A 12,690-nucleotide genomic window follows, 5' to 3' on the forward strand; every position below is an offset into this window, starting at 1 on the left:
CATCCGGTTAAGACTGATTATTTACCGCGGGTGATCTGGAACAGAGCTCCTATTGGCAACGTTGGCGCTGAACACCAGATGAAAGGTCCAACCGTTCCATGCTGCAACTCCTGCTTATTCTCATTGTCATTGCCTTTGTTGCGGGCCTGATGGGCTTTACTGGATTGGCGGGTGCAGCCGCGACGCTTGCCAAGATCGTCGCCGGCATCATGCTGATCGGCATCGTCATTATCCTGATCATGGCCATGATGGGCCTGGCGATCCTGTTTTAGGGCGTGCGGTATGCCTGCCCGGCCACGCAGTGGCAGTTGCCCAGGCGCGAACGTGAGCAGTTCGGACAGATTGCTGGTGGCGGCGTGGGGGACCGGAAGGCCCGATCTCAGGCCTGCCTCGGCGCCAGAAGTCGCGCCAGTCCAAGAACACCCAGGGCGAGCAGGGCCGGGCCTATAGCGAGCCATGCCAGGCCGCCGGCCCACAACGCGCCGGTGCCTGCCCAGAGTATGGATGAAAAGGCCTCGCAAAGGGTTGCTGCACGTGAGGCGACCTGCCGACGGCGGAACATGGAGCGTTTTGCAGTGACGCGAAACCAAAGCTGAATGGCGGTGGATGCTGCGGCAGCCGATGCAGCGCAGATGGCGACGATGATGGCCATAGGCCAGGCCGCAAATCCGATGAGCAGCAGAAGTGGGGCCATCACCACCAGAATGATCGAGAGCACGGCCTCGATTTTGGCGCGCAGTATTGTTGATTGCGTCAGTGGTGCGGTGGCGACCAGATCGTGCGCATCTTCTCCTGAAATTGCGAGCCAGGCCAGACCGCCGGCTAGCTGACCGCAGGCCATGACCAGGACCGGGACGATGACGATAAAGCTCCCATCACCGGATACCGAACCATAATTGACCCAAAGCAGCAGGGCGGGCGGGACGAGATAGAGCAGTTGCATCAGCGTTTGCGAGAGCAGCCAGGGATCGCGCTGGAGCAGTTTGAACTCCTTGCGGCGGAGAGCCTGGCGCTGGGTGGTGGGGCGGAAATCATTTCTGGCCGGACGGCGGCGGCTACGGATGTGGTTGAGGCCAGCCGCCGCGGAGGCCAAGCGGCCGTAGCTCGGAGCAATCAGGCAAATGCTGGTCGCGAGGAGGAGTAGCGAGACAGACACCATCATCACCGCCGGAACCGGCTCGCCCAGGGCGGCGCGTGCCGGCAGCCAGAGCACGTTATCGGGACCAGGTGCCGCGGCGATGAGGGCGTCAGACTGGAAGAAAGAGAGTCTGGTAAAGCCTTGGTGCGAAAGAATTGCGGCTGCCTGTATGCCAATGACAAATCCCGCACCAACGATGCCCGCGACGATCTGGGCGATCAGACGGGTGCGGCGTGGACCGACGATTTGAAACAGCAGGCGGGTAATGAGCATGGCTATGGCCACCGAGAGGGCCGCCAGCGCAAGTATGACCAGAAGAGCGGAAAACCAACGCGGCCCGTCCTGCAGTACCAGCGAGAGGACAAGCGGACTAACCAGCAGGCTGCCCAGCGCGGTGGTGGAAACCAAAACTGTCCCGGCGCGGACGGCAAAGAGCCGGGCGCTGGACACAGGGGAGGAGAGGATCAGGTCCAGATCGGACCGGCCATAATAGACCCGGGTCACTGCTTCGAGCGCCTGGGACAGGGTGACCGCCCAGAACAACAGGCCCATGCCGGAGATGGCCGCGAGCGTCTGTTTGTCAATTCTGATGCCGGCTTCCACCCAGGGGCGAACGGCAAACCATGTGATGAGGAGCATCAGCCCAAATACGGCGCCGCCGCCGACAATCCAGCCAAGCAGCCGCACACGATGCCCACCGGTCATCATGGCCAGGGCATCGCGCCAGGCCAGCCGGAACTCGTGGGCCGCGAGCCAGGGCAGGGTGGTGGGGACGAGGCTCACGCTGCGTCCTGCCTGTCTTTGCCTTGTTCCGCCGAACTCTGGGCGACCAGATCGAGGAAGATTTCTTCCAGCGTGGTTTCGCGGCCGATGCGGGTGCGCAGCTCGTCCAAGGTCCCTTCGGCAATCAGACGGCCGTCGGCGATGACGCCAATGCGTTCGGCCATGCGTTCGGCCACTTCGAGAATGTGGGTTGTCATGATGACGGTGACGCCCGCAGCGGTCTTGCTGCGCAGCACATCCTTGACCTGACGCGCGGAACCGGCGTCGAGCCCGGTCAGGGGTTCATCGAGAATGATGAGATCGGGATGGTGGACCAGCGCGCCAGCGAGTGCCACTTTCTGCAGCATGCCCTTGGAAAAGCCGCCGCAAAGGTCATTGGCGAAGGGCGCAAGACCGAGCCAGTCGATCAGTTCATGGGCAGACTGCCTGGCCCGTGCAGGGTCGACTTGCCAGAGACCCGCCACGAAATCGAGATATTCGAGCGGGCTGAGCCGGTCATAGACCATAGGTTCGTCGGAAACCCAGGCCATGCGGCGTTTGGCGGCCACCGGATCGGCGAGGGCGTCGCTGCCGAGCACCGAGATGGACCCCGCGTCCGGCTTGAGCAGACCGGCAACCATGCGCAGGATTGTGGTCTTGCCGGCGCCATTGGGGCCAAGAAGAGCATAGAACTCGCCAGGCCGTATGGTCAGGTCAATCCCTTTGACGACGGGGCGGTCAAAGGATTTCTTGAGGCCGGAAATGGAAAGGGCGGCGGCGGGCATGGCGGGCTCCAGGCTGAGTGCAGACGCTAGCCTTGCCGCCCTTTCGGTCAAGTGAATGGCAATCGTTAACGGAATGGAACGGCCAACGGGTCGCGGCGGGTCGGCATTGCCGAAGGTGGGCAAGGGATCCGGTGGTTGCTGCTTCCCTCTACTGCAACCCTACGGCATCCACCTGGCCCGAGCGGCATTCGACCTGGGCGGGGTTCGCTGCCCGTAGCAAGGCTCCGAAATCGTCGGGGCCCGTGATCTCGCCTGTCAGGTTGATCTGCAATTCGGTGATCAATGTACGATTGCCGTCGCGCACGCAACGCATGGTGATGCGCTCGCCGCTTCCGGCACCAAATGACGAGTCGAAGGCATCGCGAACCTGAGCGAGGGTGAGGCGCTTGCCGATGTTGCTGGCAAAGAGCTCAGCGACTTGAGAGGTATTCAAGGCAAGCATCAAATCCAGTGAGTCAGCAAAGTATTCGCGCTGGTCGGTGCCGTAGCAGGTGCCATGTTTGGTCCATTCGTGGCGGTCGAGCCCGGACTGGCTGCCGGGCATCACTTCATCCAGGTCGCGCCGTTGGGCGATGGTGAGGTCGAGCAGGGGCCGATCACGCCAACGACCGTCGCGGCTGGCCCAGATGTCGCGCTCGGGGACCCCGCAATATTCATTGCTGCGCGGCTGCGGCCAAAGGCCATGGAGGGTGAAATGGGTTGCCTCGAAGCTGTTCCCGCGTTGATTGCGGCATTCGGTGGTGCGGGAGGCCGTCTCACAAAAGGCGGGCTGCCAATTGACGGCCAGCACGTATTGGGTGCCGCGATAGGCCTGTTGCGGCGTGGCCGTTTTGTCAGCCGTCGGCAGGGCGATATCGGTGGTGCCACAATTGATCTCTACCCAGCGCCGCGCAGGTTCTGCGCTGGGGATGATGAGCCGGAGATGGGTGGCCGGCGTGTTGTTGGCGGCGACCAGCTCATAGGTTTCACCGGGGGAAAGGGTGACACTGCCGGGATTGGTCTGGCGGTTGATCGACTGAAAAGCCGGGCAGGCCTTTTCCGAGGTGAACGTACCAGACAGTGGAACCTCTGCCAGTGCCGGTGCCGCGGCGAGCAGCACAAATGCGAATGCGAGTTGCTTTAGCATGTTTCATCTCCTGGGCTCGTTGTGCTGGTGGAGCATGCCGGAACCGCCAGGCTGCCAGCGCCGTTCTCCTGCCATAGCCAAAGGAGGCATGGAATGTCTGAACCTGATCGTGAAACTGTAGTTGTCGACCGAGGCGGGAGCGGCGCTGGAATGATCGTCGGTATCATCGTGGTGCTGGCGCTGCTGGCCATCGGCTATCTGGTCTTCTTCAATGGCGACGGTTCCGGTGGCGGCACCGTCGATGTTGATGTTCCCGCCGTGAGTGTCGATGTGACGCCGGACGGCCAGTAGAAGCGGCTGCAGATAGAATTGTAGCGGGCGTCCCAGTGGGACGCCCGCATTTTCGTGCACGACCTAGAGCGTGATGCGGTAGATGCCAAAGCCGGCTTCGTCAGTCTCGCCGGTGGCTTCGATCTTGACCGCGGTCACGTCAGCCACCTTGTCGGCAGCCTTGGGCCCGGTGGCAAAGAGCACGGTGGTGTCGCCGATCGGGGCGAGGGACCAATTGCTGTCGGCCTTGGGGTTAATCGTGCCGTTTTCGATGATGAAACGAACGATGATGTCGCGATTGGTATCGGGGCCGATAAAGACGATGTTCTCAGCACCAGTGCCCGGGAAGGAGCCACCACCGCCAGCGCGGTAATTGTTCGAAGCGATGACGAACTTGGCTTCCGGGTCGATCGGGGCGCCGTCATACATCAGGTCGACGATGCGGTTGGCGTCGGGATTGATCTCTTCCTTGCCGTCCGACGAATATTTGGAGGGCTGGGTAAGGTCGATCTTGTAGGTGACGCCGTCGATCACGTCGAAATTGTAGGACGGGAAATCCGGGTTGATGAGGGCGGCATCGGTGGCGCCGGCTTCAATCTGGTTGAAGATGCCGGCCGAACGTTCGAGCCAGTTCTTCACATCCGCGCCGGTGACGACCAGGGCCTGGATGGTGTTGGGGTAGAGATAAAGGTCGGCCACGTTCTTGATGGCCACCGGGCCGACGGGGACGTCGGTGTAGTAGTCCGGGCCGCCACGGCCGCCGGCCTTGAAGGGGGCAGCGGCGGAAAGGATCGGCAGGCTTTCCCATTCGGTGCCCTTCATCATCTGCTCGATGTACCAGGACTGGGCCTGGGAGACGATCTGAACCGACGGGTCATCGGCGACCAGGGCGAAGTAGGAGTGCAGGGGAGCGGCCGTTTCACCAACCGGGCGGCGGATGTAATCGAGCGTTTCCTGATGCTCTTCAGCGACCGAGGCTTCGACTTCCGGCACCGATTCAACGGTGGGGACGTTCTTGTTGTCGATGCGCTCGACGATGGGGCGGGCTTCGGAGGTGTGCGAAACCACACTCCATTTGCCGTCGGCATCGACTTCGAGCAGCAGGTCGATCAGACCCATATGCGAGCCCCAGAAGCCGGGCATGACGGCGGGTGTGCCATTGAGCGTGCCGGCTTCAATGTCGGCGCCCGGAACGTCGGCATAGTTGGGGCCGGGGAAGACCAGGTGATGGTGACCGGTGAGGACCGCGTCGATGCCTTCAACGGCCCCCAGATAGAGCGAGGCGTTTTCCATGCCCGAGACATATTCGCTGCCGTCGATGCCGGAGTGGGAAAGGGCGACGACAATATCGGCGCCTTCTTCGCGCATCTTGGGCACCCAGGCTTCGGCCGCCTCGACAATGTCGCGAACCACAACCTTGCCAGTCAGGTGGGCGGCATCCCAGGTGAGGATCTGCGGGGGCAGGAAGCCGATAACGCCGATCTTGATGGTATGGGTCGCGCCCGAACCGTCGGTCAGTTCTTTTTCGAAGATGCGGTAGGGATCGAGATAGGTGTCGTCTTCAAGCGGGTTGTCGCCCAACTCGTTGCCGCGCACCAGATTGGCCGAGACCAGCGGGAAATTCGCACCTTCAAGCGCGCGGTCGAGGAATTCCAGGCCATAGTTGAATTCGTGATTGCCCAGGGTTGCAGCGTCGTAGCCCAGCGTGTTGAGCGCTGCGACGGCGGGATGAATGTCGCCCTGATCGAGGCCCTTTTCATAGGCCATGTAGTCGCCCATCGGGTTGCCCTGGATCAGGTCGCCATTGTCGAACAGCACGGCATTGCCGGCCTCGGCGCGAATCTGTTCGATGATGGCGGCCGTGCGCGCCAGACCCATCGTGTCGTTGGGGGCGTCGGCATAGTAATCGTAGGGGAGGATGGCGACGTGAATATCGGTCGTCTCGATGATGCGCAGATGGGCCTGATTGGCCTGGGCCATGACGGCGAAGGGATGCATGGCAACCATGGCGCCAACGCTGGCGGAACCCGCTAGGAAGCTGCGCCGAGAAATGCTCGGGAAGAAGTTCATTTGATCGTCTCCAATGAAGTGCCGCTTTGCCGGGGGCGTGCTCCCGGCGCCGGTTTTCGACCGGTTCTTGGCGCTTCCCCGTCCACGGGGAGCAGACCGCTCATGCCTTGCTCAAATGACGAGCGCATGACGGCTGGATTGAGACGCTATGAAGTTTTTACCGCTTGGTCAATTTATGACAGTTTGATGACAGTGAGGTGGATGCCACGGGTGCGTATTCCTCCCCAGCTTGCGGGGGAGGACAGAAAGAGCTACCATACCAGTTTCGGGTCCACCAGGGCGCCCTTGTGGCCGATGACGATGCCGGCGGTACGGTGGGCAGCGGTGGCGGCTTCGCGCAAGTTCTTGCTGTTGAGCCGGGCCGAAAGATAGGCGCCGTTGAAGCTGTCGCCGGCGCCGGTGGCGTCCACGACGTTGGTGACTGGGGGCGGGGCGATGCGGATGCGCTCGCTGGCGGTGGCGATCAGCGCTTCCTTACTGCCATCCTTGACCACGACTTCCTCGACGCCGAGTTCGAGATAGCGGTCGGCCGTGTCGTCGATGGTCTTGTCGCCAAACAGCGGCGCTTCGTCGGTGTGGGTGGGCAGAACGATGTCGCAGAGGCTCGCGGCGGCGGTGAGGACGCCAGCCATGACGCGGGGCGAGGACCAGAGAGCGGGCCGAAGATTGGTGTCGAAGGCAACTCTGGCGCCATTGTCGCGTGCCTTGACGATGGCGCCGAGCAGGCGGCCGCGGGCGCGGGGGGCAAGGATGGCCAGGGTAATGCCGGAGAAATAGACCAGTTCGGCGCCTTCGACGGCATTGGCGAGCGCAGACTTGTCGTCGGCCAGAAGTTTTGCAGCAGAGCTGTCGCGCCAATAGGTGAAGTGCCGGTCGCCCTTTTCCTGGTGGATCATGTAGAGGCCGGGGCGGCGATCATGAATGGTCTGGATGTGGCCGGTGCCGATGTTGTTGTCGTCGAGAAAGGAGCGGATGTCGCTCGAGTAGCGGTCCTGACCGAGGGCGGTGACATAGTCCACCGACCAGTCCTTGCCGAGCAGGGCGCGGAGGTACCAGGCGGTGTTGAGCGTGTCACCGGCATAGCCGAGACGATAGGTGCGGTCTTCACCGCCGCTCATCTCGATCATGCATTCCCCGATTGAGACGATGCGTTTGGCCACGGACTTCCTCCTGAACTTCAACGGGGTTATGCCGGTGCGGGCTTGCTCCGGCAAGGGCTTGCCACTAAAGAGGCTTTATCCTGCGCCAAACTTCCATACAAGATGGAGGAGGCCGCATGTCTCGAGGAGAATTTCCGTGTCCAGCCCGCGCCTCAACACAGCCAGCCTTGCCACACTCGCCAAGGGCACGAAAGTGCCTGGCTATGACCGGGCCAAGGTGACACCGGGAATCGTGCATCTGGGCATTGGCGCATTTCACCGGGCGCATATGGCGGTTTATGTCGATGACCTGCTGGGCAAGGACCCGAGCTGGGGCATTGTCGGGGCGAGTCTGAGGCGGCCGGACACCAAGGAGGCGCTGGAGCCGCAGGACGGGCTCTACACCATTGCCGTGCGCGATGCCGAGGGCACGCATCCACGGGTAATTGGCTCGATCCTTTCGGTGATGGACGCCAACACCCAACGCGCGGAACTGCTGACGCTGATGGCTGATCCGGCCATTCGCATCGTCTCGCTGACGGTGACCGAAAAGGGTTATTGCCACGATCCGGCAACCGGCGAACTGGACCAGAAGCATGCCGACATCGTGCATGACCTCGACAATCCGACAGCGCCGAAATCGGCACCGGGCATGCTGGTGGAAGCGCTGGCGCAGCGCAAGGCGGCAGGCGTCGCGCCCTTTACAGTGATGAGTTGCGATAATCTTCCGAGCAATGGCGAAACGGCCAAGCGGATCGTGACGACATTTGCGTCGCTGCGGGACCCTGAATTGGGCGAATGGGTGAAGCAGGTGGCTTTCCCCTCGACCATGGTGGACCGGATTGTGCCCTCGACCACAGACGCGGATCGGGATGAAGTGGCCGGCCTGATCGGGGCGGAGGACGCATGGCCGATCATGACCGAGCCCTTCACACAGTGGGTGATCGAGGATCATTTCCCGTCCGGCCGACCGGCGTTTGAAACGGTGGGCGCGCAATTGGTGAAGGATGTCGAGCCCTTCGAGCTCATGAAGCTGCGGATGCTCAATGGCAGCCATTCGACCATGGCCTATGCGGGCTATCTTGGTGGCTATGAATATATCGCCGAGGTGATGGGCGATCCGGCCTATGTGAAGCTGATCCACGGGTTGATGACCGAGGAGGCCATGCCGACGCTCAACATGCCGGGTGTGGATCTTGGCGCGTACCGGGACGAACTGCTGGAGCGGTTCCGCAATCCGGCGCTGAAGCACCGGACCTGGCAGATCGCGATGGATGGCAGCCAGAAACTGCCGCAGCGCCTGCTGGGCACGATCCGCGAGCGGCTGGCCGCCGGGCAGGGGATTGAGCGACTGGCGCTGGGGGTGGCGGCATGGATGCGCTATGTGACCGGCGTGGCCGAAGACGGCAGCGAAATCGATGTGCGCGATCCGCTGGCGCTCAAGATGCACGCGATAGCGGCAGATGCCGGGGATGACGCTGGGGCGCTGTTCGACGGACTCGTGGGGCTGAGCGAAGTGTTCGGGGCGGATCTTGCAGGAAACGCCGATTTCCGGACCGTAGTCGTGCGGCATCTGGAGAGCCTGTTCGATGAAGGTGCGCGGGCGACGGTGAAGAAGGTGGCCGGGTGACCCCAACTGGCATTGCTGCGGCCCTTTGGGCCTAGCGTCGCTACCTCCCCCGGTAGGGGCGGTAAGACATAGTGTTCTTGAAATAGTCCGCGTGGAACGAGTTTCTCTGCGCCGCACTTTACTGCTAGCGTCCATCGGCAAAAGTGAAAGGCGTCGGGCGATGAAGTGGCGGGGTCGGGAGCGCAGCTCCAATATCGAGGATCGGCGCGGCCGGCGCAGCGGCGGGCTGGGTGGCCTGGGCGGACTCGGAGGTCTTGGTGGCGGTCGCGGTGGCGGCATCCGCATTCCGACCGGCGGGCGCGGGTCGCGTGGCGGAATTTCGGGGTTAATCGGCATTGTCGTGGTGCTGGGGATCATCTGGTTCGCCACGGGGCAGAATCCTCTGGATATGCTGACAAGCGGGTCGAGCACCGGGCCTGCGTCCAGTGCGACGTCGCGGCAGCTGCCGGCCGAGGGCCAGGATGAACTGGCCGATTTCGTCGGTGTGGTGGTCAAGGAAACCGAGGATCTGTGGAACGAGCAGTTCGCGGCGATCGGCGAGAATTATCCGGAGCCGACAGTGGTGCTGTTTTCCGATGCGGTAAACACGGCCTGCGGTGCCGCCGACAGCTCGGTGGGGCCATTTTACTGCCCTGGGGACAGCAAGGTCTATATCGATCTCAGTTTCTACGACCAGTTGCACCGCCAGTTCGGTGCGCCGGGCGATTTTGCGCAGGCCTATGTGCTGGCCCATGAAGTGGGGCACCATATCCAGAACCTGACCGGGGTCTTGCCCGAGTTCAACCAGCGGCGGCAGTCGATGAGCCAGGAAGAAGCCAATGCGTGGTCGGTGCGGGTGGAATTGCAGGCCGATTGCTACGCCGGCGTGTGGGCCAATTATGCGGGGCAGGAGAACCTGCTTGAACGGGGCGATATCGAGGAAGCACTGAACGCGGCCAACCAGATTGGCGACGATACGCTGCAGAAGCGCATGCAGGGCTTTGCCGTACCCAAGACGTTCAACCATGGTACGTCGGCACAGCGGCAGGCGTGGTTCGAACGGGGCTATCAGTCGGGCAATCCGGGCGATTGTGATACGTTTTCGGGGAGTGTCTGACCCGAAACGCGGTTCTTTACCGGGTAGCCGGGCCACGCGATGTTGGATAGACCGGGCGGGTCAGATAGCGAAGCCCGGTCATGATTCCGAAAATCCTTCACTTTACGTGGAAGTCCGAACAGCTTCCCGGTCAGATGCAGGCCTATTACGACGCCTGGCGCCGGCTGCACCCGGACTGGGACATTCGCCTGTGGACGGACGAGAGCATGCGGGCGTTCGTGGTCGACGCCTACCCGGATTTCCTGGCCACCTACGATGCCTATCCAAAGATGATCCAGCGGGCCGATGCGTTCCGCTATCTGGTGCTGGGCCGGCTTGGCGGGGTCTATGCCGACCTTGACGTAGAGCCGTATCAGACGATCGACACCTTGCTGGGCCATGAATGCTTTCTGGGTATTGAGCCGCTCGAGCATGTCTCTGCGCATAGATGGCATCAGGGGGTCCCGTTCCTTTTGACCAATGCCTTTATGGGCTCGGTGCCCGGCCACCGGCTGTGGCAGGAGGTCATTGGGCTGATGCCGAGCCTGGTGGATCAGGAAACGTTCTATTCGACCGGGCCGTCCATGGTGACAGCGGCTGTTCTGCGGCTGGCCAAGGCGGACAGGCCTGTGCTGCTGTCGCCCAAGGTCTGGTCGCCGCTGCTCTCGGATGGGCGCAGGACGCGCCTGGACGCCGAGGCGATTGCCCGGCTCGAAGCGGTTGGTACGGTGGTTCCGGCCAGCAATGGCTCTTTGGTTTCGCATGTGTGGATGACAACCTGGGTCCCCTGGTATGAGCGCAACAGGCGGGTGTTCGCCCTGCTGCAATTGCCTACCGCTGCCAAGTGGGCGTGGCGGCGATTGACCAATCCTGAATTGGCGAAAGTGGTCATCCCGGATCCGGTGCAGCTCTATACGGACCAGATTGTGATGCCGTCACCGGAGCGGCCACCGGTGCACGTAGCGGTGCGCGTTGGAAAGCATGGGCTTTCGACGGAACTGGCGGGTGCTTTGGCCGATCTCAACTATCCAAGGGATCGGCTGACGCTGTCTGTTCATGCCGCCACGGGGGCGGATGGCGAGGCGATTGCCGCGGTGCTGGCTGGCGCCGGACTGACCGCGGAGTTGACCGAGGCGCACCATGCGTCAAGCGCAGCCCGGGACAACGCCATTCTGGAGCGGATGCCAGCCGGTGCGAGCCATTTTCTGCTGGTCGATGGAGCGGTGCGGTCGATTCCCGCAGATGCCATTCAGCGGATGCTGGGGGCGGGACAGCCTATCGTTGCGGCCAATGTCGTTGATCCTTCCGGGGCCCCGGCGGATGATCAGTTGTTCCGCTATGAGAACGGGGCGCCGTTCAAGGTTCTGTACAAGGATGGCGGGCGCGACGGTGTTGTCCGCTGTGACAAGCGTTTCCGGACTTATCTCGGCTTGCAGAAGGCGTTTGCCGTTCTTCCGCTGGACGGGGTGGGGGAGAGCTTCATGCTGATCAACCGGGCCGTTGTCGAGGCCGGCGTGCGCTTTGCCGAAACACCCTACAAGCTGCATCTGGGGGCCGAGGCATTTGCCATCATGGCGCGCGACAAAGGGTTTGAAGCTTGCGGGCTGACCGACCTGATCGTTATCCGGCAGGACTAGGCCGCCGGTCTAGAGGCCAAGGAAGTGTCGCGCGGCCAATGCTGCTGCCCAGCCTGCCGCCAGCATGACAAGCGGCGGATAGCGCAGACTGACCAGAGCGGCGGCGAGCAGTGCGAGACGGATATCCCAACCGCCCGTGAAGAAGGAAGGCGCCCAGAGCGTCGTCAAAACCGCTGCGGGGACGGCGTTGAGCGCCTGCTCGAGACGGGGCGGCAGGGTGCGCATACGGGTGATGAGCACATAGCCGCCGACGCGGGTGGCATAGGTTGCGAGAGCCGCTGCCAGAATGATCCAGAAAATTGCCAAGTCGTCCATCAGGAGGCGGGCTCCTCGACGGGCTCGGTGCTGGCCGGCTGGGCTGGCAAGGGCAGGAGTGCGGCAACCAGCACGCCGCAAATGGCGCCGATGCTGACATGCCAAGGCGAGCCGACGAAATAATAGCCAACCACGGAACCGACCATGCTGGCCGCCACCGTGGGATAGAAGCCGGGCTTGCGGCGAAAACCGAGCACCAGCCCCATGAAATAGATTGGGAGCAGTACATCAATGGCCCAGACCCTGGGATCACCAAGCATGGAGCCGAACCAGGCGCCGAGCACCGAGAACAGCAGCCAGGGGAAATAGATGACGAGAGCGAATGCCATGTACCAGGACATGGTCAGCCGCTTGCCCTGCTCGGTGCGGCGGGCGGCTTCGGCAAATTGGGGGTCGATGAGAAAGAAGAAGGCGATCGCCTTCTGAGCCAGGCTGAAACCGCGGATATGGCGGGCAATGGCAGCCGAATAGAGAATGTGCCGGAAGTTGACGGCGAAGATGGAGAGCACGATGAGCCAGGGGGCCACCTGCTGGCCAAAAAGTTCGATGCCCACGAGCTGACTGGCGCCGGCATAGATGAGGGCGCTCATCAGGGCGGCGTCGAGTACGCTAAGACCATTGTCGACCGCGACCGCGCCGAACAATACCGCGAAGGGTGCCGCGGACAGCGCAACAATGGCGCCGCCCTTGAGGCCTTCAATGATGTCTTTGTTCATGGATGGGCTGCGGGATCGACTCGAGAG

Annotated in this window: 12 protein-coding genes; 5 read left to right on the plus strand and 7 right to left on the minus strand. The window is 62.5% G+C overall.

Annotated features, from left to right (window positions below; genetic code table 11):
- The first annotated feature begins 98 nt into the window (after positions 1-98).
- Positions 99-272 (plus strand): DUF1328 domain-containing protein, encoded by a 174-nt coding sequence (locus ACE4RL_RS08510; protein WP_375600065.1) that lies wholly within the window; start codon positions 99-101, stop codon positions 270-272.
- Between the two features lie 107 nt (positions 273-379).
- Here the strand turns inward: ACE4RL_RS08510 and ACE4RL_RS08515 are convergent, their stop codons facing one another.
- From ACE4RL_RS08515 to ACE4RL_RS08525, 3 genes are all read right to left on the minus strand, one after another.
- On the minus strand, positions 380-1,921 hold the full coding sequence (locus tag ACE4RL_RS08515) for a permease (RefSeq protein WP_375600066.1): 1,542 nt from the start codon (positions 1,919-1,921) through the stop codon (positions 380-382).
- Entirely contained in the window at positions 1,918-2,685 is a 768-nt protein-coding gene (locus ACE4RL_RS08520; RefSeq protein ID WP_375600067.1) for an ABC transporter ATP-binding protein, read from the minus strand. The genes ACE4RL_RS08515 and ACE4RL_RS08520 overlap by 4 nt, the downstream gene beginning before the upstream one ends.
- 148 nt (positions 2,686-2,833) lie before the next feature.
- Positions 2,834-3,811, minus strand: coding sequence for a ribonuclease (locus ACE4RL_RS08525; RefSeq protein ID WP_375600068.1), 978 nt, complete (start codon positions 3,809-3,811; stop codon positions 2,834-2,836).
- 93 nt (positions 3,812-3,904) lie between these two features.
- Between ACE4RL_RS08525 and ACE4RL_RS08530 the strand changes: the two genes are divergently transcribed.
- The gene (locus ACE4RL_RS08530; RefSeq protein WP_350181273.1) at positions 3,905-4,102 is read left to right on the plus strand and encodes a hypothetical protein; all 198 of its coding nucleotides are present in this window, start codon (positions 3,905-3,907) and stop codon (positions 4,100-4,102) included.
- A gap of 63 nt (positions 4,103-4,165) precedes the next feature.
- Here ACE4RL_RS08530 and ACE4RL_RS08535 read toward each other — a convergent pair whose 3' ends face one another.
- The gene (locus ACE4RL_RS08535) at positions 4,166-6,151 is read right to left on the minus strand and encodes a bifunctional 2',3'-cyclic-nucleotide 2'-phosphodiesterase/3'-nucleotidase (protein ID WP_375600069.1); all 1,986 of its coding nucleotides are present in this window, start codon (positions 6,149-6,151) and stop codon (positions 4,166-4,168) included.
- A gap of 251 nt (positions 6,152-6,402) precedes the next feature.
- Positions 6,403-7,311, minus strand: a complete 909-nt coding sequence (locus ACE4RL_RS08540) for a sugar kinase (RefSeq protein ID WP_375600070.1) — start codon at positions 7,309-7,311, stop codon at positions 6,403-6,405.
- Between the two features lie 136 nt (positions 7,312-7,447).
- Between ACE4RL_RS08540 and ACE4RL_RS08545 the strand changes: the two genes are divergently transcribed.
- The 3 genes from ACE4RL_RS08545 (at position 7,448) to ACE4RL_RS08555 (ending at position 11,632) form a co-directional block, all read left to right on the plus strand.
- On the plus strand, positions 7,448-8,920 hold the full coding sequence (locus ACE4RL_RS08545) for a mannitol dehydrogenase family protein (protein ID WP_375600071.1): 1,473 nt from the start codon (positions 7,448-7,450) through the stop codon (positions 8,918-8,920).
- A 160-nt stretch (positions 8,921-9,080) separates the two neighbouring features.
- Positions 9,081-10,016 (plus strand): neutral zinc metallopeptidase, encoded by a 936-nt coding sequence (locus tag ACE4RL_RS08550; protein ID WP_375600072.1) that lies wholly within the window; start codon positions 9,081-9,083, stop codon positions 10,014-10,016.
- An 80-nt stretch (positions 10,017-10,096) separates the two neighbouring features.
- Entirely contained in the window at positions 10,097-11,632 is a 1,536-nt protein-coding gene (locus ACE4RL_RS08555) for a glycosyltransferase family 32 protein (protein WP_375600073.1), read from the plus strand.
- 9 nt (positions 11,633-11,641) lie between these two features.
- Here the strand turns inward: ACE4RL_RS08555 and ACE4RL_RS08560 are convergent, their stop codons facing one another.
- Positions 11,642-11,947, minus strand: a complete 306-nt coding sequence (locus ACE4RL_RS08560; RefSeq protein WP_375600074.1) for an AzlD family protein — start codon at positions 11,945-11,947, stop codon at positions 11,642-11,644.
- Complete coding sequence (locus ACE4RL_RS08565; RefSeq protein ID WP_375600075.1) at positions 11,947-12,663, minus strand: AzlC family ABC transporter permease; 717 nt, start codon at positions 12,661-12,663, stop codon at positions 11,947-11,949. The genes ACE4RL_RS08560 and ACE4RL_RS08565 overlap by 1 nt, the downstream gene beginning before the upstream one ends.
- Positions 12,664-12,690 lie beyond the last annotated feature (27 nt).

It is taken from the genome of Devosia polycyclovorans (assembly GCF_042181575.1).
Classification (GTDB): Bacteria; Pseudomonadota; Alphaproteobacteria; order Rhizobiales; family Devosiaceae; genus Devosia; species Devosia polycyclovorans.

What these genes read in the sequence shown, in the direction of transcription:
- ACE4RL_RS08560 (WP_375600074.1), bottom strand. Translation starts at nt 11,947, where the DNA reads ATGGACGACTTGGCAATTTTCTGGATCATTCTGGCAGCGGCTCTCGCA.
- ACE4RL_RS08510 (WP_375600065.1), top strand. Translation starts at nt 99, where the DNA reads ATGCTGCAACTCCTGCTTATTCTCATTGTCATTGCCTTTGTTGCGGGC.
- ACE4RL_RS08535 (WP_375600069.1), bottom strand. Translation starts at nt 6,151, where the DNA reads ATGAACTTCTTCCCGAGCATTTCTCGGCGCAGCTTCCTAGCGGGTTCC.
- ACE4RL_RS08565 (WP_375600075.1), bottom strand. Translation starts at nt 12,663, where the DNA reads ATGAACAAAGACATCATTGAAGGCCTCAAGGGCGGCGCCATTGTTGCG.
- ACE4RL_RS08530 (WP_350181273.1), top strand. Translation starts at nt 3,905, where the DNA reads ATGTCTGAACCTGATCGTGAAACTGTAGTTGTCGACCGAGGCGGGAGC.
- ACE4RL_RS08520 (WP_375600067.1), bottom strand. Translation starts at nt 2,685, where the DNA reads ATGCCCGCCGCCGCCCTTTCCATTTCCGGCCTCAAGAAATCCTTTGAC.
- ACE4RL_RS08525 (WP_375600068.1), bottom strand. Translation starts at nt 3,811, where the DNA reads ATGCTAAAGCAACTCGCATTCGCATTTGTGCTGCTCGCCGCGGCACCG.
- ACE4RL_RS08550 (WP_375600072.1), top strand. Translation starts at nt 9,081, where the DNA reads ATGAAGTGGCGGGGTCGGGAGCGCAGCTCCAATATCGAGGATCGGCGC.
- ACE4RL_RS08555 (WP_375600073.1), top strand. Translation starts at nt 10,097, where the DNA reads ATGATTCCGAAAATCCTTCACTTTACGTGGAAGTCCGAACAGCTTCCC.